Annotated in this window: 17 protein-coding genes; 6 read left to right on the forward strand and 11 right to left on the reverse strand. The window is 73.6% G+C overall.

Annotated elements, in window-relative coordinates:
- Positions 1-61: 61 nt before the first annotated feature.
- The gene (gene treY, locus ACYBSK_RS27445; RefSeq protein ID WP_460243723.1) at positions 62-2,485 is read left to right on the forward strand and encodes a malto-oligosyltrehalose synthase; all 2,424 of its coding nucleotides are present in this window, start codon (positions 62-64) and stop codon (positions 2,483-2,485) included.
- Between the two features lie 27 nt (positions 2,486-2,512).
- Here the strand turns inward: treY and ACYBSK_RS27450 are convergent, their stop codons facing one another.
- Positions 2,513-3,763: a cytochrome P450 gene (locus ACYBSK_RS27450; protein ID WP_460243724.1), complete on the reverse strand. Its 1,251-nt coding sequence runs from the start codon at positions 3,761-3,763 to the stop codon at positions 2,513-2,515.
- A 190-nt stretch (positions 3,764-3,953) separates the two neighbouring features.
- Here ACYBSK_RS27450 and ACYBSK_RS27455 point away from each other — a divergent pair, with 190 nt between their 5' ends.
- Positions 3,954-5,195, forward strand: a complete 1,242-nt coding sequence (locus tag ACYBSK_RS27455; RefSeq protein ID WP_457479916.1) for a M14 family zinc carboxypeptidase — start codon at positions 3,954-3,956, stop codon at positions 5,193-5,195.
- A 52-nt stretch (positions 5,196-5,247) separates the two neighbouring features.
- Here ACYBSK_RS27455 and ACYBSK_RS27460 read toward each other — a convergent pair whose 3' ends face one another.
- Complete coding sequence (locus tag ACYBSK_RS27460) at positions 5,248-5,799, reverse strand: FHA domain-containing protein (RefSeq protein WP_457479917.1); 552 nt, start codon at positions 5,797-5,799, stop codon at positions 5,248-5,250.
- A 200-nt stretch (positions 5,800-5,999) separates the two neighbouring features.
- Between ACYBSK_RS27460 and treZ the strand changes: the two genes are divergently transcribed.
- Complete coding sequence (treZ, locus tag ACYBSK_RS27465) at positions 6,000-7,766, forward strand: malto-oligosyltrehalose trehalohydrolase (protein ID WP_457479918.1); 1,767 nt, start codon at positions 6,000-6,002, stop codon at positions 7,764-7,766.
- Between the two features lie 30 nt (positions 7,767-7,796).
- Here the strand turns inward: treZ and ACYBSK_RS27470 are convergent, their stop codons facing one another.
- From ACYBSK_RS27470 to ACYBSK_RS27495, 6 genes are all read right to left on the reverse strand, one after another.
- Complete coding sequence (locus ACYBSK_RS27470) at positions 7,797-8,690, reverse strand: aminoglycoside phosphotransferase family protein (protein ID WP_460243725.1); 894 nt, start codon at positions 8,688-8,690, stop codon at positions 7,797-7,799.
- A gap of 7 nt (positions 8,691-8,697) precedes the next feature.
- The gene (locus tag ACYBSK_RS27475; RefSeq protein ID WP_460243726.1) at positions 8,698-9,825 is read right to left on the reverse strand and encodes an aminopeptidase P family protein; all 1,128 of its coding nucleotides are present in this window, start codon (positions 9,823-9,825) and stop codon (positions 8,698-8,700) included.
- A gap of 164 nt (positions 9,826-9,989) precedes the next feature.
- Positions 9,990-10,649, reverse strand: coding sequence for a PDZ domain-containing protein (locus tag ACYBSK_RS27480; RefSeq protein ID WP_460243727.1), 660 nt, complete (start codon positions 10,647-10,649; stop codon positions 9,990-9,992).
- Between the two features lie 111 nt (positions 10,650-10,760).
- Positions 10,761-12,692, reverse strand: a complete 1,932-nt coding sequence (gene phsA / locus ACYBSK_RS27485) for an O-aminophenol oxidase PhsA (protein ID WP_460243728.1) — start codon at positions 12,690-12,692, stop codon at positions 10,761-10,763.
- Positions 12,693-12,755: 63 nt separating this feature from the next.
- On the reverse strand, positions 12,756-14,996 hold the full coding sequence (gene cyc2, locus ACYBSK_RS27490; protein WP_460243729.1) for a germacradienol/geosmin synthase Cyc2: 2,241 nt from the start codon (positions 14,994-14,996) through the stop codon (positions 12,756-12,758).
- A 140-nt stretch (positions 14,997-15,136) separates the two neighbouring features.
- Positions 15,137-15,970 (reverse strand): pentapeptide repeat-containing protein, encoded by an 834-nt coding sequence (locus ACYBSK_RS27495; RefSeq protein ID WP_460243730.1) that lies wholly within the window; start codon positions 15,968-15,970, stop codon positions 15,137-15,139.
- 132 nt (positions 15,971-16,102) lie between these two features.
- On the opposite strand from ACYBSK_RS27495, the gene ACYBSK_RS27500 reads away from it, so the two are divergent.
- The 3 genes from ACYBSK_RS27500 to ACYBSK_RS27510 are packed head-to-tail and all read left to right on the forward strand — an operon-like array spanning position 16,103 to position 18,908.
- On the forward strand, positions 16,103-16,915 hold the full coding sequence (locus ACYBSK_RS27500; RefSeq protein ID WP_460243731.1) for an alpha/beta fold hydrolase: 813 nt from the start codon (positions 16,103-16,105) through the stop codon (positions 16,913-16,915).
- The gene (locus ACYBSK_RS27505; RefSeq protein WP_460243732.1) at positions 16,912-18,204 is read left to right on the forward strand and encodes a cytochrome P450; all 1,293 of its coding nucleotides are present in this window, start codon (positions 16,912-16,914) and stop codon (positions 18,202-18,204) included. The genes ACYBSK_RS27500 and ACYBSK_RS27505 overlap by 4 nt, the downstream gene beginning before the upstream one ends.
- A 44-nt stretch (positions 18,205-18,248) precedes the next feature.
- Complete coding sequence (locus tag ACYBSK_RS27510) at positions 18,249-18,908, forward strand: ADP-ribosyltransferase (RefSeq protein WP_460243733.1); 660 nt, start codon at positions 18,249-18,251, stop codon at positions 18,906-18,908.
- Positions 18,909-18,931: 23 nt separating this feature from the next.
- Here ACYBSK_RS27510 and msrB read toward each other — a convergent pair whose 3' ends face one another.
- The 3 genes from msrB to ACYBSK_RS27525 form a co-directional block, all read right to left on the reverse strand.
- Entirely contained in the window at positions 18,932-19,339 is a 408-nt protein-coding gene (gene msrB / locus ACYBSK_RS27515; protein WP_460243734.1) for a peptide-methionine (R)-S-oxide reductase MsrB, read from the reverse strand.
- Between the two features lie 12 nt (positions 19,340-19,351).
- Positions 19,352-20,749: a UDP-N-acetylmuramate--L-alanine ligase gene (gene murC / locus ACYBSK_RS27520; protein ID WP_460243735.1), complete on the reverse strand. Its 1,398-nt coding sequence runs from the start codon at positions 20,747-20,749 to the stop codon at positions 19,352-19,354.
- Positions 20,750-20,863: 114 nt separating this feature from the next.
- On the reverse strand, positions 20,864-21,337 hold the full coding sequence (locus tag ACYBSK_RS27525; protein WP_460243736.1) for an indole-3-glycerol phosphate synthase: 474 nt from the start codon (positions 21,335-21,337) through the stop codon (positions 20,864-20,866).
- Positions 21,338-21,374: the final 37 nt, after the last annotated feature.

A 21,374-nucleotide genomic window follows, 5' to 3' on the forward strand; every position in this document is an offset into this window, starting at 1 on the left:
CGCGTGCGCGTACGCATGCGTCGATGACACGAAACGGGGCGGTGGGGGTACGTAGGTTCCCATGACGCCTCAGCGCCCGACACCGCCGACGACGCCCCCGACGGCCACGTACCGGCTCCAACTGCAACCCGACTTCGGGTTCGCCGCCGCGGCGGCCGCTGTCCCCCATCTGGCCTCCTTGGGGGTCTCGCACCTGCACCTGTCGCCGGTCCTGGAGGCGGTGCCGGGTTCGACGCACGGCTACGACGTGGTGGACCACGCGCGCGTGCGCGGCGAGTTGGGCGGGGAGGAGGGGCTGCGGGACCTGGCCCGCGCGGCGCACGGGCACGGGCTGGGCCTGGTCGTGGACCTGGTGCCCAACCACATGGCGGCGGCCGTGTCCCACAACCGTCCCCTGCGCGAGGTACTGCGGGACGGGCCGTCGTCCCCGTACGCGCGCTGGTTCGACATCGACTGGGAGGCGCAGGGCGGGCGGGTGCTGCTGCCGGTCCTGGGTGGCCGCGTGGGTGAGGAACTGCCGCACCTGAAGGTGGACGGCGACGTACTGCGCTACTACGAACACGCCTTCCCGCTGCGCGAGGGCACCCAGAAGCTGCCGCTGCCCCAACTGCTCGACGCGCAGTGGTACCGCCTGGCGTGGTGGCGGCTGGCCCGCACCGAGCTCAACTACCGCCGCTTCTTCACGATCTCGGATCTCATCGCCGTACGGGTGGAGGACCCGGAGGTCTTCGAGGCGACGCACGGGAAGGTGCTTTCGCTGCTGCGCGAGGGGGTCGTGGACGGGCTGCGCATCGACCACCCCGACGGGCTCGCGGACCCCGGCGCCTACTTCCAGCGCCTGAGCGGGGCGACGGGCGGCCGGTGGACCGTCGCCGAGAAGATCCTGGAGGACGAGGAGCGACTGCCCGCGGCGTGGCCGGTCGCCGGCACCACCGGGTACGACGCGCTGCGTCACATCGACGGGCTGTTCACCGATCCGGCCGGAGCCGATCAACTCGTGGGCCTGTTCCGCCGGTTCACGGGCGCCGCTGCGGACCTCGGCGGGAACTGGCCCGCGACCGCGCGCCGCGCCGCGCTCCGCGTCGTCAGGCACGAACTGGCCACCGAGGTGGACCGGCTGACCCGCGAGGCCGCCGCTCTGTGCGACGAGGAGCCGGAGCTGCGCGACCACGCCCCCTGGGCGCTGCGTACGGCGCTGTGCGAGCTTCTGGTGCGGGTCCCGGTGTACCGGCCCTACGTGACCGGTGGCGAGCCTCCTGAGACGGTCCTGACGGCTTCCGCGGCGCAGGAGGCGAAGGACGCGTTCACGGTGGCCGAGGAGGCCCGCGCGGTCGACGCCGTACGGGACCTGGCGCTGGGGCGGCGCGGCGCGGGCCCGGCGCACACGGCGTTCCGCGCCCGGTTCGCGCAGACCGCTTCCGCGCTGCGCGCCAAGTCCGTGGAGGACAAGGCGTTCTACCGGTACACGCCGCTGCTGTCGGCCCTGGAGGTGGGCGGCAGCCCCGGCGACCCCGCCGTCCCGGTGGCGGCCTTCCACGCGTACTGCGCGCGCGTGCAGCGCGACTGGCCCAGTACGTCGACGGCCCTGTCCACGCACGACACCAAGCGCAGCGGCGACGTACGGGCGTCGATCGCCGTCCTGACGCAGTGCCCCGAGCGGTGGGAGACGCTGCTCGTGGAGGTCACCGAGCGGACCGCGCGGGGCGGCGCCACGAGCGCGCCCGACCCTCAACTGGCCTGGGCCGCCTGGCAGTCCCTGGCCGGGCTCGGCCCCGCCGAGCCGGAGCGGTTGCGGGGCGCGATGCTCAAGCACGCGCGCGAGGCGGGCCTGTTCACGACGTGGACGGAGCAGAACGCCGAGTACGAGCGCGCGGTGGCGGACTTCGTCGCGTCCGGCCCTTGCGGACCGCCCGGCGACGAGGTGCTGGCCTTCATGGACGGCCTGGCACCCCACGTGCGGGCGAACATCCTGGGCACGGCCCTGGTCCACCTCACGATGCCGGGCGTGCCGGACCTCTACCAGGGCACGGAGCACGAGTACCGGGCCCTGGTCGACCCGGACAACCGGGCACCTGCCCGGTTCGCTCAGGACGAGCGCGACGACAAGGAGGCGCTCACCCGCGCGGCGCTGCGGCTGCGGCGGGCGCGGCCCGACTGGTTCGGCGACGGCGCCACGTACGAGCCGCTGCCCGCCGAGGGCCCCGGCGAGGCGCACTGCGTCGCCTACGCGCGCGGGGGCCGGGCGGTCGTGGCGGTGACGCGGTTCTCCCTGCGGCTCGCCGAGGCCGGTGGCTGGCGGTCGACGCGCCTGGCGCTGCCCGAGGGCGAGTGGGTCGACCTGCTGGCGCCGGGCCGGTCGTTCCAGGGCCACGCGCGCGTGGCGGAACTCTTCGGGCGCCTCCCGGTGGCCCTCCTCGTACCGGCCGACGAGGCCACGGACGACGAGCTCTCAGGCGACCAGGTTGCGGGCGACCAGGCGGGCTGAGCCTGCGCCGCGCGCCGGTGCGGCGTCTCACCCGATCCGCACGACCAGCGCCTGCGGGGACCGCGTGAGCAGCCCCTCGTAGCGCGGCCGGAAGCCCGGCGCCCAGCGCAGCGCGGGCAGCACCGTCAGCAGGGCGCGCAGCCCCGCGTCGGCGGTGAGGCGGGCGAGCGGCACGCCGGGGCAGCGGTGCCGGCCCGCGCCGAAGGCCAGTTGCCCCGGTGCCGCGCGGAACAGGTCGTAGCGGTCGGGGTCGGCGAACCGGGTCGCGTCCCGGCCCGCCGCGCCCACCAGGCACGCGACCGTGGCGCCCGCCGGTATCGTGCCGCCGCTCACCGGGACCGGCGCGAGGGCCCGGCGCAGCACGACGTGGGCGGCCGGGTCGCGGCGCAGCGACTCGGCCCAGGCGGCGTCGACGAGTTCGGGGCGGGCCCGCACGAGCGCCAACTGGTCGGGGTGGTCGAGGAGGTTGGCGAGGAGCGCGGCGAGCGCACGGTCGGTGGCGTCCCCGCCCGCCCCGAGGAACGTCGCCACGAGCCCGCAGACCGTCTCGTCGGACAGCGGGCGGCCGTCGGCCCGCGCGGCGCACAGGGCCCCCAGGAGGTCGTCCGTGGGGTGGGCGCGGCGGCGGGCCAGCCGGGGGCGCAGATAGTCGTCCAGGGCGGGCGGGGCGCCGCCCAGGTGGGTGAGGCCGGAGCGGCACAGGGCGGTGACGTGGGCGGTGTCCTCGTACGGCAGGCCGAGGGCGCGGACCACGGTGGCGACGGGCAGCCAGTGGCAGAACTCCTCGACCAGGTCGGCCTCCTGGCGCCCGGCGACGCGGTGGGCGAGGACGTGGGCGGTGCGCGCGACGCTCGCCTTCAGGGCGGCCAGGGCGCGCCCCTGGAGGGCCGGGGAGAGCAGCGCGCGGTGCGCGGCGTGCGTGGCCTCCTCCAGGTGCGGGAAGGTCCGGCCGGGCGGCGGCGCGACCAGGCGGGGGTCGGCGAGCGCCGCGCGTACGTCCGCGTAGCGGCTGAGGAGCCACGCGCCGAAGCCCTCGTCGTAGTGCAGCGGGTGTCGGGCCCGCAGCGTGCGGTACAGCGGGAACGGGTCGTGCGCGGTATCCGGCGCGGCGAGGCTCGGGGGCGGCGTCGCGGGCGTCGCGGGCGGGCAGGACCCCGGGGGGACGGCACACGAGACCGGTCCGGGAGGGCACAGCACAGCGGGGCTCCACTCCGTACCGGGGCGCGCATTGGTCGCTGCGCGCGGCTCCTCCCAGCGCACCACCGAGGCCCGCGTCACGCAGTCTCCGTGCGACCGTACGAGTGACGGCGGCGACGCAGGGTGACGGGTGGGTCTGACCTGCGCGGGGGGCGACGGTGGCGCGATCCTTTCCCTGCCGCGGGGCCGCGCGCCGCCGCAGAGGCCTTCTTGACACACGGAGCAGAGCATGGGGTACTGCGGATTGCTGACGCCGGGAGCACCAACGGGGGTGAGTCACCTGACGGAGCAGCGATACCCCACCTCGGCCGAATTGGTCCAGTCAGCGCGGGAGCTGACGTCTCACCGACCCGACCTGTGCCGCCTGCGCCAGGTCGGGACGTCGCGCGGAGGGCGCCCCCTGCATCTGCTGTCCGTCGGGCACGACCGGCGCGCGGTCCTCGTCGTCGCGGGGGCGCACGCCAATGAGCCCACGGGTGGGCCGACGGCCCTGCATCTGGCCGAAAGAGCCCTCTACGAGCGGGAGTTGCGGACCGACCGGTCGTGGCACTTCCTGTTGTGCGCGGACCCGGACGGGGCGGCGCTGCACAACGCGCCGCAGCCGCGCTCGCTGCTCGACTACCACCGGGGCTTCTTCCGGCCCACGGGCGCCGAGCAGCCGGAGTGGTCGCCGTCGGTGCTGCCGCCGGACCGGCTGCCCCCGGAGACGACGACCCTGGTCGGGGTGATCGACGAGGTGCGCCCCTACCTCCAGGTGTCCCTGCACGGCACCGAACTGGGCGGCAGCTGGGTGCAGTTGACGCGGGACATACCGGGGCTCGCCGAGCCGTTCGCGAAGTCGGCCGCCGAGCTGCACATACCGGTGGAGACGGGTGCGTCGGACGCGGCGGGCTGGCCGACGTCGGGGCGCGGCGTGCACGTGATGCCGGACCTGGACGCGCAGGCCGCGTTCCCGAGCCTGCCCGACGACGCGCGCCTGTCGACGTGGCACCACGCGCACCGCTACGGCGGCTCCACGGCGATCGTGGAGGTGCCGATGTGGGCCAGTGACCTGGTGGACGACCCGGCGCCGCATCCGGCGCCGGAGCGGGCGCTGCGGCGGCTGTCGGCCCGGCTCAGCCGCGACACCCGGCTCGTGGAGGAGATCCTCGCGGAGGCCCTGCCCCGGCTCCGGGACACCGGCGGTCCGCTGCTCGGGGCGGCCCGGTGGGCCCTCGGCCTGGTGCCGGGGCTCGCGGACGACTGGGTCCAGCCACCACCGCCGGACGCGACGATGGCGTACATCGGCAGCATCGACGCCTTCGCCCGGCGGCTGCCGCTGCGGGCCGCGGCGATGCTGCTGCGGGTCCTGGAGGAGGCCGACGACGTGGCGGCGCCCCGGCTCGACGCGCTGGTCACGCGGTGGTGCGAGGTGTACGCGGAGCGGTTCGGGGCGCGCTGGGTGCCGGTGGCCCACCAGGTCGAGCACCAGGCGCGGACGACGGTGGCGGCGGTGCGGCACGCGCGCGGGTGAGCGCGGGTGCTTCAGGCCGCCCCGCCGGACCGGGGCACACCTGCCGGCCCGGTCAGGCCGCGGAGAGGCGGAACGCCATGCGCCCGAAGGCGACCTGGTCCCCGTCCCGCACGATCGCCGCGCCGATCACCCGCCGCCCGTTCACCGTCGTGCCGTTGGTGGAGCCGAGGTCGCGCAGCACCCACGTACCGCCCTGCCTGCTCAGCTCGGCGTGGACCCGCGAGACCGTGTCGTGGCTGAGCCGCAGTCCGTTGACCGGGTCACGGCCGATGCGCAGCGGGTACGCGGAGCCGACCGGGGGCAGCAGCAGCTTCGGCAGCCGCTCCAGGGTCCACGCCCTGCGCAGCCGCTCGGGGAAGCCGGAGACCGCTGCCACGCTGCCGAAGAACGCCCGCGACCAGCGGCCCTCCTGGTGCAGATCGGCGGTGAGCCGGTCGAGTTCCTCGGTCCTGCGGGCGGCCAGCACCAGTTCCATCCGGCGCACGAACGTGTCCTGCGACAACCGGCCGAGGGCGACGCCGTCCCTGAGCACCTTCAGGGCACGGTCCCGCTCGGCGTCAGAGAGCCGAGCCGGGTACGTGTGGTGTTCAAAAGAGGACGTCACACAGGGAATTGTCGGGCAGTGGAGGCCGTAGTGTCCAGAAAAGCGGGAGCGCGGGCCGCGTCCGTGCCCCGCGATGGCGCGCGTCAGCGTGTGACACGCGCCCCAGCGGGCCGAAACCGCCCCGCAGGGATCACAACTGACGCACCATGGGGATCATTCGTCACTGTCGGCAGGCATCCGGTCACGAGGGGGTACGGTCCGTGCAGTTCGAGGTGTGGGCACCGCAGGCCGAGCACGTAGCGCTCCATGTGGAGGGCGCGGGGAACGAACAGGGCACCACGCGCGCGTTGTCGCGCGACCCCTACCGCGGGGACGGGTGGTGGTCCGGGCGGACCGAGGCCGAGGACGGCACGCGGTACGGGTTCGCGATCGACGGCGGCCCCGTGCTGCCCGATCCGCGCTCGCGGCGCCAGCCGGACGGCCCGGACGGTCTGAGCGCGGTCGTCGACCACCGGCGCTACGCGTGGCGCGGCGACTGGGCCGGGCGCGGGCTGACCGGCGCGGTCCTGTACGAGCTGCACGTGGGGACGTACACGCGGGAGGGCACGTTCGACGCCGCGGCGCAGCGGCTGGGCCATCTCGCGGAACTGGGCGTGACGCACGTCGAGTTGATGCCGCTGTGCCCGGTGCCGGGGCGGCACGGCTGGGGGTACGACGGGGTCGACCTGTGGGCCGTGCACGAGCCGTACGGCGGCCCCGAGGGCCTGAAGCGGTTCGTCGACTCGGCGCACGAGCACGGTCTCGGTGTCGTGCTCGACGTCGTCCACAACCATCTGGGCCCGTCCGGCAACCATCTGCCCGCGTTCGGCCCGTACTTCACGGACACGCACCACACGCCGTGGGGCAGCGCCGTGAACCTGGACGCGGCCGGTTCCGACGAGGTGCGGGCCTATCTGATCGGCAGCGCGCTCGCCTGGCTGCGCGACTACCGGCTCGACGGGCTGCGGCTCGACGCGATCCACGAGCTGCACGACGAGCGCGCCCTGCCGTTCCTGGAGGAGCTGTCGGCGGCCGTGGACGCGCTCGCCGAGGAGCTCGGCCGGCCGCTGTTCCTGGTCGGCGAGTCCGACCTCGGCGACCCGCGCGTCATCACCCCGCGCGCGCGGGGCGGTCTCGGGCTGCACGCGCAGTGGAACGACGACGTCCACCACGCGGTGCACGCGGCCGTCACCGGTGAACGCCAGGGCTACTACGCCGACTTCGCGCGGCAGCCGATGGCGGCGCTCGCCAAGACGTTCACGCGCGGGTACTTCCACGACGGCACGTACTCGTCGTTCCGGGGCCGCCGCCACGGCCGCCCGCTGGACCGCGCCACGGTGCCCGCGCACCGGCTGCTCGCCTACACGCAGACCCACGACCAGGTGGGCAACCGGGCGCAGGGCGACCGGCTCGGCGCGCTCGTCTCCCCCGGCCTCGTGGCGTGCGCGGCGACGCTGGTGCTCACCGGCCCGTTCACGCCCATGCTGTTCATGGGCGAGGAGTGGGCGGCGAGCACGCCCTGGCAGTACTTCACCGACCACACCGATCCGGCCCTCGCCGAGGCCGTGCGCAAGGGCAGGCGGCGGGAGTTCGCGGCGCACGGCTGGGCCGAGGAGGACGTCCCCGACCCGCAGGACCCGGCCACCCGGGAGCGCTCCTGCCTGAACTGGGACGAGCGGGAAACGGGCCACCACGCGCGCGTGCTCGCCTGGTACCGCGAACTCATCGCCCTGCGGCACGCCCGCCCCGACCTCCGGGACCCGGACCTGGCGGCGGTCAAGGTCGCGTACGACGAGGGGGCGCGGTGGATCGCCTACCGGCGCGGTGACCTCCGCGTGGCGGTGAACCTGTCGAAGACGCCGGTGTCGATCCCGCTGGGCCGCCCGGTGGCGCGGCTGCTGGCCGCGTGGGAGCCGGTGGCCCTGCCGGGCCGGGACGGTGTGCTGACGGTTCCAGCGGAGTCGAGCGTGGTGGCGGTGGCGCCGTAGGGCGAAGGGGTGACCGGGGGCGCCCCCCGGTCACCCCTCGGACACCAGCTCCAGCAGGATCGGCTCCCAGACCCGCTCCAACCGCACCCGCAGCAGCGCGAGCGCCCCCGGGGACGCCGCGCCGAGGCCCTCCGCGAGCCGGACCACCGCGTCGCAGCGCCCCAGCCACAGGCCGCGCAGACAGGAGCGCGGCCCGTATCCCGCGAGCGTCGCGGAGCGCACCGCGGCCCGCGCGCCCACGGCCGCCGCGAGGCACGCGATGTCCTCGGCGGGGTCGCCGATGAAGGCGTCGCCCCAGCCGAGAGCGCCGGTCACCCGGCCGTCGGGCGTCACGATCAGGTGCTCGCCGGACAGACCGTGGTGGACGAGTACCGGTTCGCCCTGCGCGCCGAGCTGCGCGACCGCCTGGGCGGTGAGCTGCCGCAGCCGCTCCGCGTCGAACTCGCCCTTGTCGTCCAGCTCCTGGGCCGCGGGACCGGCCTGCCGGCGCAGCTGCTCCAGGGAGCGCGGCGCGACCTTCGGGACGCCGAGCTGCGCGGCGCGGGCCAGGGGCACCGCCCGCAGCGCCGTGAGCAGCCCGGCGAGGTTCTCCTCGCCCGCCGCGGTGACCTCGCGCTCCTGCGCGGTCGAGCCGGGCAGCCGGGTGTCGAGGGCGTAGCTGAGGCCCGGCGCCCACTCCCCCGTGGCGACACCGGTCGGCACGGCGACCGGCACGAGGGGGCGTACGAGATCGCGCAGCCGCAGTTCCCGTGCGCGGCGGGCGGCGGCGGCCTTGTCGTGGGCCAGCCGCAGGACGTGCGTGTCACCGATCCACCAGGTGAACGGCGGGTCGTCGGCGGCCCGGACGGCCGCCGTGTCCGGGAGCCTCGCCCCCAGGACGCGGCGGACCGTCTCGGCGGTCGGCTGCTGCGGCGTGGACGGCATCGCGGCCTCAGCCCACGATCGCCATCTCGCGCGCCGTCGCGTTGAGGCGCCTGCCGCCGTCCTCGGTGACGGTCACGATGTCCTCGACGCGGACCCCGAACCGCCCCGGCAGATAGATCCCCGGCTCGACGGAGAAGCACATGCCGGGCACCAGCTCCTGCTTCTCGCCCTCGATCATGTAGGGCGGTTCGTGCGTGGTGACGCCGATGCCGTGCCCGGTGCGGTGGATGAAGTACTCGCCGTACCCGGCGTCGGTGATGACCTTGCGGGCCACCCGGTCGACGTCCTGGCAGGCGATCCCCGGCCGCACCGCGTCGCAGGCCGCGGTCTGCGCCTCGCGGACGATGTCGTGGACCTTCCGCTCCTCGTCGGTCGGCTCGCCGACGTGCACCGTACGGGTGGTGTCGGAGCCGTAGCCGTGCTTGAGGCCGCCGAAGTCGAGCACCACCATGTCGCCGTGCTCGATGACGCGGTCGCCCGCCTCGTGGTGCGGGTTGGCGCCGTTGGGGCCCGAGCCGACGACCGTGAAGTCGACCTGGGAGTGCCCGTGCCGCTTCAGCAGGTCGGACAGGTCGCGCGCGATGTCGTTCTCCTTGCGGCCCGCGAAGGCGACCTTCTTGATCTCCTCGTAGGTCGCGTCGGCGGCGGCCCCGGCCGCGGCGAGGCGCTCCAGTTCGGCGGCGTCCTTCACGGCGCGCAGCATCGGCAGGGCCTCGGTCAGGGAGACGTACGAGGTCTCGGGCAGCGTCCTCTGGAGGCCGAGCAGGTGCATCGCCCAGGCGTTGTCGCTCACCCCGAAGCGGCCCGCGACGTCGAGCAGCGGGGCCGTGACGGCGTAGGGGTTCTTGCCGTCGGTCCAGTCGCGCAGCGTCATGGCATCGGCTCCGGCGGCCTTGGCGGCGTCGGGCGCCTCCAGGGTCGGCACCACGAGCGTGGGCTCCTGGCCGGCCGCGAGCACGAGGAGCGTGAGCCGCTCGGTGTCGGCCGGCACGTGGTAGCCGGTGAGCCAGACGAGGTCGGGGCCCGGCGCGACCAGTACCCCGGCGAGCCCCGCGTCGGCGGCGGACTGCGCGGCACGGTCCATGCGGGCCTTGTAGTCGGCGGCGGTGAAGGGCGCGGGGGTACCGGTCGTCATGTCCTGGCCTTTCGTACGGGGACGTACCTGAGGGCGGGTCGTACGGGCAGTCATCCTGCCCGGCGGCGCGGGACGGCGCGAGACCGACCTCTGCCCATGATTTCAGGCGTCCCGTGCGGGGCGCGCGCCGAACCCGGCTCCCTCACGCCCGTCGCGCGCGCCGGTCACGTGACCACCCCGGGGGTCACGGCCAGCTTCTGGAGCTGCCCGTCGATGTGCCGGACGGTGACGACGAGCTGTCGCCCCGGTCGCGCGTCCGCCGCGTCGGCGACGTGCGCCGCGAGGTCGAGCGCGGAGCCGACGCGCTGGTCGCCGAGGGCCACGAGGACGTCGCCGCGGGCCAGGCCGCCGGTGTTGCCGGGGCCCGGGACGTGCACGGCGACGACGAGTGCGCCCGCGCCCTTGGGGGCGTCGACGACCTCGACGCCGAGGCCGCCCCTCACCGGCGGAGGCGACGCGGGCGCCGCGCCGGGGTCCGGCGCGGCGCTCGCGGGCGGGGCCGCCGGTCCCGGCCCGGCCGGGGGCGGGTCCTGCCGGGTCGTTTCGGCGAGCCGGCCCATCCCGATGACACCGGTCCCCACGGTGCCGAGGCCGATCCCGGCGAGCAGCAGCAGGACCGCGCACAGCAGCCCGCAGAGCGCGCCGCCGAGGCGCCGTCCCCGGGCCTTCGCGGCCCCGGTGGAGTCGGACCCGGTGGAACCGGGCCCGGTCGAGCCGCCGCCGGGCTCACCTGGCGGCGGCCCGGACCGCGACGTCTCCCCCGGCCTGCCCCTCGGCCCACCGGATCCCGGCATCGCCCTGGGCCGCAACGCAGTCTGTTCCATGAATCGTCCGCCTCCGGTCCCGGCCCGTTCGGCCACGGCCGGAGCCCTACCCTCCGCGCTCGCGCGCCACGTTCCACGAACGAGTGAGAGTGCGGGGCACGCTCGGACGCGTCAGCCCGTGTGACCCCCATGGCCCCCGTGGCCCCCGCCGTGCCCGGCCCCGTGGTCGAACTTCAGGGCCTCAGCGGGCATCACCACGAAGGGCCGCATCATGCCCATGTCCTCGTGCTCCAGCAGATGGCAGTGGTACATGAAACGGCCGTACGCGCCGTCGAACTTCCCCATCACGCGCAGCATCTGGCCGGGCAGGGACCGGAACACGTCCTTGTGACCCTGCTCATTGGGCGGCAGCGGGATCACCCGGTCCGGGTCGAACGCGACCGGCTTGACCGTGCCGCCCACCTCGACGTCGAATCCCGAGGCGTCGTACGCGTCCCGCCCGAGGATCTGGAAGTCGGCGAGGTGGATGTGCATGGGGTGCACGACCGGCGGGTTCACCGCGAGGTTCAGGAAGCTCCACTGTTCGTGGGTGCCCTCGGCGATGGTGAAGCCGAGGCCGTCGTTGAAGGTCCGGGCGGTGCGCCGGTAGGTCTTCAGCCTGCCCTTGTCGTCGACCAGTTGGACGACGCCGTCACTGGGCACCTGGATGCTGTCGGCGTCCTCGGTGACGTCCTCCATCTCCCACATCTCCGGGTGTCCGCCGCCGCCCTTGGTCGCGGGCGGTGTCAGCACGATCAGCCGGTGGCCGTGCTCGATGTCGTGCGTCAGCCGCCGGAAGGAGCCGGAGAGCACCTCGGGCAGCACGAACGGGTCGGGCTCACCGCACTCGCCGACGCGGAACTCCATGACCTGCGGGTAGCGCACGCCGCCCGGCACGTCCGGGACGCCCGGCGCCTCGTTGCGGCCCTTGTCGACCAGGCGCACCCGCCGGCCGGCGAGGGAGGCGAAGTCGACGAGGAGGTCCATGCGCTCGGCGGGCGCGACGGTCAGCGTGGGCAGCGCCTCGTCGAAGTCGACCGGGACGGGCCTGGGCAGCAGTCCGCCGTCGCTGCCGATCTGGTGCATGACGCCGGGCAGCGGCTCGCCGTCCTCGTCGATGAGCACCAGGTTGTAGATCCGCGCGTTCGACGCGTTGACCAGGCGGAAGCGGTACCAGCCCGCGTCGACCCGCGCGAAGGGCCAGATCCGTCCGTTGACCGTCGTGTACGGCCCGGCGAACGGCAGGGTCACGGGCTTGCCGGTCTCCTCGTTCGCCGGGTCGACGATCACGGTCTTGTGGAGCAGCCGGCCGTTGAGCCGGCCGTCCTCGTCCGTGTCCAGGTTCCGGTCGGCGAGCAGCAGCGGGATCTCCCGCTCCCCGCAGGGCAGCCCGAGGGCGTCCTCCTCGTCGTCGCGGATCAGATACGTGCCGTACAGGCCCGCCTGCACGTTCCAGCGGGTGATGTTCATGGCGTGGTCGTGGTACCACCACTGCACCGCCTGGTGGTCGTTCGGGTACTCGGAGAGCTGGGCGTCGCCGAAGCCCACCGCGTTGTCCGCCCAGCCGTCGTTGCCGCCGCCCGTCTGCGCGCCGTGCAGATGTGTCACGGTCCAGGCGGGCAGCGCGGCCACGTCCGCGTTCGCCGCGACGCCGTCGCGGCCCGGCAGGGTGCTCGGCGAGGGCGGCGGGTCCTGGCCCGGCTCGGTCGGCGGGTTGGGCACCTCCACCGCGGTCACCGGGAATTCACCGCCCTGGGGAATGCGGTTCGTCCAGGCGATGCGGACGCGCTGCCCGCGCCGCACCTCGATGGTCGGGCCCGGTACGGACCCCTCGTAGCCCCACATCAGCGTCGGCGGGAGCTGCGGGTGCAGCCGCTGCCATGTGGGCCGCAGCGCGATCTCCGTCTCCTGCCGGACGTCACCGGACTCGGGCCGCAGCACCGGCGGCACCGTCAACGGCGCCACGTACGGCGCCAGTTCCCCCACGGCGGCCGCGGCGATCTCGCTCGCGGCCTCCTCGACCCCGGTGAGCCCGTCCGTGATGCGCTCGAAGATTTCGGTCATGAGAAGAACACCCCCGTGTGTTCTCAAACAGTCCCCGTCACGGCCGCGCACGGCCGTCTCACCTCACAAGACGGCTGACGTCCCAGCAAAGTTCCCTGAACCGCCCAATCCGGACGTGCAGTTCCTGAAACCGAACGGAACCGGCGCCGCCGGAATCCGGTCCGGCACGAACCCGTGGGCGCGGCGCGCGAGCCAGCTGTCGCGGTAGCGGTCGACCTCCCGGTGCCAGTGGAGGATGCCCGCCATCCAGTTGCGCAGATCGCCGACGTAGCCGTCGAGGACCGCCCGCGCCTCGCGGTCGAGCCCGAAGTCCTCGTACAGCACCGGCAGTTCGTGCGCGACGATGTGCTCGAACTGCTTCATGCGCTGGTTCATGAGGTCGCCGACGATGCGGACGGCCGTCGGGTAGTCCGCGCCGAAGAAGTTCTGCACGACGAGGACCGCGTTGTGGATCTCGCCTTCGTACTGGATCTCCTTCTGGTACGAGAACACGTCGTTGATCAGGCACGCGTAGTCGATGGCCGAGTTCTCCAGGGCCCGCACCGGCCCGGTGCGGTACAACTCGGGCGGCACGGCGGGGCCGTGGCCCATCCGGCACAGGCTGAGGGTGAGGTCGGAGCCGAAGGTGGCGCGGCGCATCTCCAGGTAGTCGACCGGGTCGGGGATGCGGTGCTGGAGCTGGTTGGCGACCTCCCACACCCAGCTCTCCGTCATGACCTCGACCGCGTCCTTGAGGGTGCGCCGCTGCTCCGGCGTCATGTCGGCCGTGGTGCGCCGCCACAGATCGGCGAGGCCGCGCTCCATGGCGTTGGCGGGCGGCGGGATCTCCTCGCCGTCCACGGGCATGCACGCGGAGAGCCGGGCGGTGCACAGTTGGGCGGCGGCCAGGTCGCGCCGGTGTCCGAAGACCAGCGGGTAGTAGTCGTCCCCGTAGGTGCCCCAGGCGAGCCACTGCGAGCTGAGGTCGAGCGCCTCCGCGGAGCCGTCGGGGTCGAGGCCCGCCGCGCACAACGGCAGGTCGTAGGCGCGGAGTTTGTCCTCGTCCCACACGCCCTCCCCGAGCATGCCCGTGCGGTGCATCCACGGCAGCAGCCGCGCGCGGGCCCCGTCGAGCTCCGGGTTGAGCGTCAGGGCGAACGGCATGCGGATGTCGGGGATCAGCGAGGGGCCGACCTTCTGGAACGGCTCGTGCGTGTACGCGCGCAGGCGCTTCGCCCCGACGGCGTCGAGCAGCGCCCGCATGTCGGTGGCGCCCGTCCCGATGCCGCTCGGCCCGCCCAGGGGCGGCGCGGCCTGCGCGGCGGCCTCCTTGTTCATGTAGCGGCTGGAGCGCATGTGCCACTCGTGACCACCGGACTGCCAGTCCTGGAGGCCGCGCGTGTACGCGGCGACGGCCGCGACCTGGTCCGCGGTGAGCGCCTTGGCCACGGAGAGCGCGGGCACCTCGGTCAGCGCGGTGTGCTCGAACTGGTGCAGCCGCGAGGTCAGCACGTCGTTGACGGCCTCCGCCGCCTCCTGCGTGGTGCAGCCGAAGAAGGTCTCCAGCACCAGGACGCCGTTGGAGAGTTCGCCCTCGTCCCTGACCTCCCTCTCGTACGAGAAGAGGTCGTTGCGCAGGTGCACGGCGTCGGCGAACGTCTCCATGAGGACGCGCAGCGGCCGCGATTCGGCGACGGCGGCCGGGACTTCGGCGGTCGCGTACTCCACGAGCCCCGCCGACCAGGGGGCGCCGCCGACCTTGCGGCGCATCTCGATGTACTCGACGGGGTTGGAGATCCGCCCTTCGTTGATGTTGGACAGCTCCCACATCGACTCGTTCAGGAGGTGTTCCGTGGACGCGGCGAAGCGGCGCCTCCAGTCCGACGACATCGCGGGGACGGTGCGCCGCCACAGGTCGATGAGGCCCGCCTCCACCGGGTTCCGCGGCTCCGGCACGGGTGTGTCGAGATCCATCGGCATGAACAGCGGCAGCCGCTCCAGGTGCGCCTTGCCCGCCTCGCGGTCGTTGGTGCGCTTGTACATGTCCAGGAAGTGGTCGTCGAAGAAGAAGACCCACACGTACCAGTCGGTGATCAAAGAGAGCGCCGGGCCGTCGCAGTCGGGGTGGGTGTACGCGCACAGCAGGCCGTAGTCGTGCGCGTCCAGGTCGCTCCGCTCCCAGACGCCGCTGCCCTCCAGCATGCCCATCTCGCGGGCCCACACCGCGGAGTGGGCCCGCGCCTCGTCCAGGTGCGGATTGAGCCGGGCCTGGTACGGCATGTAGAAACGCGGCAGGTGGAAGGGCTGGGAGGACTCGTGTGTCATGAGCGCCGCCCTACCCGTGGGCGTCAACCGGCATCCTCGGGGCGGCACATGATCGCACCATCGCGTGAACCGGGGAGTGCCCGCCACCGGTTCGGGGAAGGGCGCGTCTGGATCCCGTGCCCGGCCCTGCCCGCGAGGGCTCACGCCCAGTGCGCGGGGCGCCGCAGGCCCGCCGGGATGCGGGTGGCGGTGTCGCCGCGCGCCGCGTTCACCTGCGCCTGGGTGAGGAACAGGGCGCCGGTGAGGTCGGCGCCGGCCAGCCGGGCGTCCCGCAGGTCCGCGCCGATGAGGTCGGCCGAGCGCAGGTCGGCGTCCGTGAGGTCCGCCGCCACGAGGAGCGCGCCGCGGAGGTTGGCGCCCCTGAGGTCGGCCTTCCGGAACCGGGCGCCCACCAGGTCGGCGCCGCGGTGGTTCTTCTTGCGGCCGAGGGCGCCGGGCACGTCGGCGCGTACGAGTTCGCTCGCCTTCAGGAGCAGGGCGTTCACGGCGCCGCGCACGGCCGGTACGTCCGCCGCGACCAGTTCGTCGCTGCGCGCGCGGGTCAGCCGCTCGATGTCCTCGCGGGCCCGGCGGGCCTCCAGGTGCACGGGGCGGGCGGCGGCCAGTTCCAGGACGTCGCTCAAGTACCAGAGCAGTTCGTGCAGTTGCCGCACGACCGGGAAGGTCTCGTACATGGCGCGGGCGCTCTCGGGCCGCTCCCGCCAGCTGACGCCCTCGAAGGTGACCTGGGAGACCTTCTGCCCCGCGCCGAAGCAGTCGAAGACGGTGCAGCCGGGGTAGCCCTCGTCGCGCAGCCGGGCGTGGATGCCGCAGCGGAAGTCGGCCTGGAGGTTGCGGCAGGGCGTGCCCGCGTTCTTGTCGTGCGCGAAGTCGTGCGACTTCGCGAACGGGAGGGCCACGCAGCACAGGCCGAAGCAGTCCGCGCAGTCCGCGCGCAGGTCGGGACGGTCGGGCGGGGTCGACGGGGAGGTCACCCGTCCATTGTCGCCGATCAGCCACGGCGTACGCCGCCACGCGCGCGTGCGCCCCCTTGTGGCCGGGCCCGGCGCCGCGCCACCGTGGGAGGCGTCCCGCACCGCTTCGTTCCACATCCCTTGGGAGTCGACGTGGCCTCCACCTTCGCCCTGCCGTACGAACTGCACGGGGACGGCCCGCACAAAGTGATCGCGGTGCACGGCTGGTTCGCCGACCGCTCCGCCTACGCGCCGGTCGTGGCGGACCTCGACCGTGTCTCCTTCCAGTACGCGCTCGTGGACCTGCGCGGCTACGGGGAGGCGAAACAGACGCCGGGGGCGTACACGACGGCCGAGGGCGCCGCTGACGTGCTGGACCTCGCGGACCGGCTCGGCTGGGAGCGCTTCTCGCTGGTCGGGCACTCGATGGGCGGCAGTGTGGCGCAGCGCGTGGTGGCGACGGCGCAGCGGCGGGTGCGGCGCATCGTGGGGGTGTCGCCGGTCCCGGCGTCGGGGCTGCCGATGCCGCCCGAGCAGTGGGAGCTGTTCGCGACGGCCGACTCCTCCCCCGCCAACCGCCGCGCGATCCTCGACGTCACCACGGGCGGCGTGCGCCCCGGCGCGTGGCTGGACCGCATGGTGGAGCGTTCGCTCGCGCGCAGTGACGCCAAGGCGTTCCGGGCGTGGCTCGACTCGTGGACCGGCGACGACTTCCACGCGGAGCTTCAGCCCTGTACGGTCCCGGCGCTCGCCATCACCGGCCAGCTGGACCCGGCCCTTTCGGCGTCCCTCATGCGGTCGACGTGGCTGACCTGGTTCACCCGCGGCGAGCTCGTCGACCTGCCCGTGTGCGGCCATTACGCGATGGACGAGGCGCCGCTGGCGCTGATCCGCGTCATGGAGGACTTCCTGCGCGCGGACCGGGCGGGCCGGACGCCGCGCGTCGTGAAGCGCACGCGCGCGTGAGGGCGGGGCGCACCGAGGCCGTCCCCGACGTCTTCGACCCCCGCCGTTACGCCCGCGGTGTCCCGCACGAGCGCTACCGGGCGCTGCGGGACCACCACCCGGTGGCGTGGCAGCCGGAGCCCGCGGTCCTCGGCTGGCCGGAGGGCCCCGGCTTCTGGGCGGTCACCCGGCACGCGGACGTGGTGCGGGTCCTCAAGGACGCGACGGCGTTCTCCTCGTCGCTGGGGGCGACCCAGATCCGCGATCCCGATCCGGCGGACCTCCCGTTCATCCGCTCCATGATGCTCAACCAGGACCCGCCGGCCCACGGCCGCCTGCGCCGCCTGGTGAGCCGGGCGTTCACACCGCGCCGGGTGGCGGCTTTCGAGGAGGCGGCCCGCCACCGGGCACGATCCTTGCTGCGCACGGCACTTGGGGGCGGTCCGGCGGAGACGGTCGACCTGGTCGGCACGGTCACCGACGACTACGCCCTGCTGAACCTCGCCGACCTCCTCGGCGTCCCGGAGTCCGACCGCGCGCTGCTGCTGCACTGGACGCGCCGCGTCATCGGCTACCAGGACCCGGACGAGGCGGCGGACCCCGGCGACGGCCCTCCGGTGAACCCGCGCTCCCCCTCGGCGCTGGCGGACATGTTCGCGTACGCCGACGAACTGACGGCCCACAAGCGGGCGCACCCCGCCGACGACATCATGACCACGCTCGCGACGGACCCCGAACTCACGCCGTCCGAACGCCAGATGTTCTTCTTCCTGCTGACGATCGCGGGCAACGACACGGTCCGCAGCGCCGCGCCGGGCGGCCTGGCGCTGCTGGCCGAGAACCCCGCCGCGTACGAACGGCTGCGCACCGGTGAGGCGGGCCTCGCACTCGCCCTGGACGAACTCCTGCGCCGCCACCCGCCGGTCCTGACCTTCCGCCGCACGGCGACGCAGGACATCTCGCTGGGCGGCACCCGCATCGGGCGCGGTGCCAAGGTGGTCGTCTTCCACGCCTCGGCCAACCACGACGAGCGCGTCTTCCGGGCCCCGTTCACCCTCGACCTGTCCCGCGCCCCCAACCCCCACGTCTCGTTCGGGGACGGCCCCCACGTCTGCCTCGGCGCCCACTTCGCGCGCCTCCAACTGCGGGTGCTGTACGAGGAGGTGGGCCGGGTGCTCCCGGTCCTGACGCTCGCGGCGCCGCCGAAGCGCCTCGTGTCGAACTTCATCAACGGGATCAAGGAACTACGGGTGTTCACGCCCGGCGCAGCGCATGCGTCCCGCACGCCGTACACGCCCACGATCCGGTGAGTTGCGGGGATCGCGGCCGCGGTCCGCCGAAGGTTCATCCCGTGATGATCAACAACATTCCCCGTTCCGTCCGCCGCCTCGCCACCCTGCCCGCCGCCGCGGTCTCCGTCCTCGCGCTCGCGTCCGCGCCGTCGGCCACGGCGAGCGCCCCGGACGCCGCCGAGAACGCGAAGAGCCCCGTGGCCGCGGCGAAGGCCGCCCCCTCCTGCCCCGTCGTCCCGGACCGCCTCTACGCGGCGATCGACCGCGTCCCGCTGGAGCGGATCTCCCCGGAGCCGGCGTACCGCGGCGACTGCCAGACCCTGTACCGGGCGGACGGGCGCGCCCCGGCGGTCATCTTCAAGGAGGGCTTCGAGGCGAAGGACGTCGAGAACGGGCAGTACGACCTGGAGAAGTACGTCCTGAAGAACCAGCCCTCGCCGTTCGTCTCCACCACCCGCGACCACGACCTGTTCAAGAAGTGGACGAAGTGGATGCGGGGCGGCGCGTACAACTACTACATCGACGCCCCGAACGGCATCGACGTGAACGAGACCATCGGCGACACCCACAAGTACGCCGACCAGGTCGAGGTGGCCTTCCCGGGCGGCGTGCAGTCGCGGTTCGTCATCGGCGCGTGCCCGATCAACAAGGAGACGAACACCGAGATCATGTCGGAGTGCGAGAGCAACCCGGCCTTCGAGCCGGCGACGGCGGCGCGGTGAGCGCCGCCGGGGCCGGCCGGACCTCACTCCCCTTCGGGGCTCAGCGTCAGTGAGATCGAGTTGATGCAGTACCGCTGATCCGTGGGCGTCGGATACCCCTCGCCCTCGAAGACGTGGCCGAGGTGCGAGCCGCAGCGCGCGCAGCGCACCTCGGTGCGGACCATGCCGTGGGAGCGGTCCTCGATCAGTTCGACGGCGTCGGAGTTCTTCGGGTCGTAGAACGAGGGCCAGCCGCAGTGCGACTCGAACTTCTCGGTGGACGTGAAGAGCTCCGCGCCGCACGCCCGGCAGGAGTAGACGCCCTTGGTCTTGGTGTCGGTGTACTCACCGACGAACGCGGGCTCCGTGCCGGCCTGGCGCAGCACCGCGTACTCCGCCGGGCTCAGCTCCGCGCGCCACTGCTCGTCCGGCTTCTCTACGTCGTACGCCATGTGCTCGTCCCTTCAGAGGCGCTTCAGCTGGTCCAGGATGCGCGGGCCGAGGTCCGTGACGTCGCCCGCGCCCATGGTGAGAACAAGATCTCCGGGCTTGGCCATTCCCGCGACCGCTGCGACGGCGGCGTCCTTGTCGGCGGCGGCCTGCACGTCGGCGCCCGCCTCGCGCGCGGCGTCGATGATCAGGTCGCTGGTGATGCCGGGGATCGGGTCCTCGCGGGCCGGGTAGATGTCGAGGACGACCGAGGCGTCCGCGAGGGCGAGGGCGGCGCCCATCTCCTTGCCCAGCTCCTGGGTGCGGGAGAACAGGTGGGGCTGGAAGAGCGTGAGGATGCGGGCCTCGCCCGCGGCGGAGCGCATGGCTTCCAGGTCGGCCGTCATCTCGGTGGGGTGGTGGGCGTACGAGTCGATGACCTGCACGCCGTTCTCCTCGCCCTTGAGCTGGAGGCGGCGCTTGACGCCCGTGTACGTCTTGAGGGCGGAGGCCAGGTTCCGGGCCGGGATGCCCATGGCGACGCCCGCGGCGAGCGCGGCCACCGCGTTCTGCGCGTAGTGGCGGCCGGGGACCGAGACGGTGAAGGTGAGCAGCTTGCCGTCCAGGAGGACCGTTACCTCGCTGGTCAGGCCGCGCGGGGTGATCTTGTGGATACGGATGTCGGCGCCCTCGGACTCGCCGTAGGTGACGACCTTGAGGGACGTGGTGTCGCGGATCCGGCGGGTCAGCTCGGCGGCGCCGGACTGGTCGGCGGCGATGACGAGGGTGCCGCCAGGGACGATCTTCGTGGTGAACGTCTCGAAGGACTCGTAGATCTCGTCCATCGACGCGTAGTTCGCGTGGTGGTCGAGCTCGACGTTGAGGATGATCGCGACTTCCGGCTTGTACTTGTGGAAGCTGCGGTCCGATTCGTCGGCCTCGGCGACGAAGATCTCGCCCTCGCCGTGGTCGGCGTTGGAACCGGGCTCGTCGAGGTCGCCGCCGATGGCGTAGGACGGGTTGAGGCCGAGGGACTTCAGGGACACCGCGAGCATCGACGTCGTGGTCGTCTTGCCGTGCGTGCCCGCCACGGCGATCGGGCGCAGGCCGTCCATGAGGGAGGCGAGGGCGTCCGAGCGGTGCACGACCGGAATGCCCAGCTCCGTGGCGCGGGCCAGCTCCGGGTTGTCCTCGCGGATGGCCGAGGAGACGACGACGCAGCTGGCGTCGGCGGCGAGGTGCGCGGCGTCGTGGCCGATGTGCACGGTCGCGCCGCGCTCGCGCAGGGACTCGGCCGTCGCGGACTCGCGGGCGTCGCTGCCGGCCACCCGGGCGCCGCGCTGGGCGAGGATCTTGGCGATGCCCGACATGCCGGCGCCGCCGATGCCGATGAAGTGCGGTCGATTCATGGCGGTGGGCAGGCCGGGTGCCATACGTGTCTCTCCCCTGGTGTCCTTGGATGTACGGGCCCGCTGCCTGCGCGGCAGCGGAACGGGCCCAGCCTATTGCCTCGGCCGGGCCCGCTCCGCATCTCTCCCCTTCGCCCGCTATGCCTTGCTGTGCGAGAAGAGCTTCAGGACCGGAACGCCGACCTGGTGCCGGGCGCGCGAGGCCCAGTCGCGGTGGAAGAACTCCTCCACGTAGTGCGGGTCGGTCAGCACGATGACCTCGTCCGCCTTGACCTCCTCGACGAGCGCCTTGAGGGCGTCCAGCGGGTGGTCCTCGATGAGCCGGCCCACCGCCTCGCTGCCCGCCTGGTGCAGCGCGGTGAGGGAGACGGCGAGGGCCCGCTCCGCCGGGCCCCTGGCGTCCTCGCCCTCGGGCACCTCGCTCTCCTTGCCGGCCTCGTCGAACTCCCCCATCGCCACGTCGTCGATGGCCCGCAGCAGGCGGTCCGCCTGGTCTCCGCGGGGCTGGAGCAGCACGTGGAAGGAGACGTTCTCGTCGCCGTGCAAGGTGGTGACAAACTCCACGTCGGCCGACGTCAGGGCCTTCTCGATCATCAATACGCTCGTGAACACGACGGGCGCCCTTCTTCTCCTACCGTGAGCCGACCGT

The sequence above is a fragment of the Streptomyces sp. BYX5S genome, from assembly GCF_054724165.1.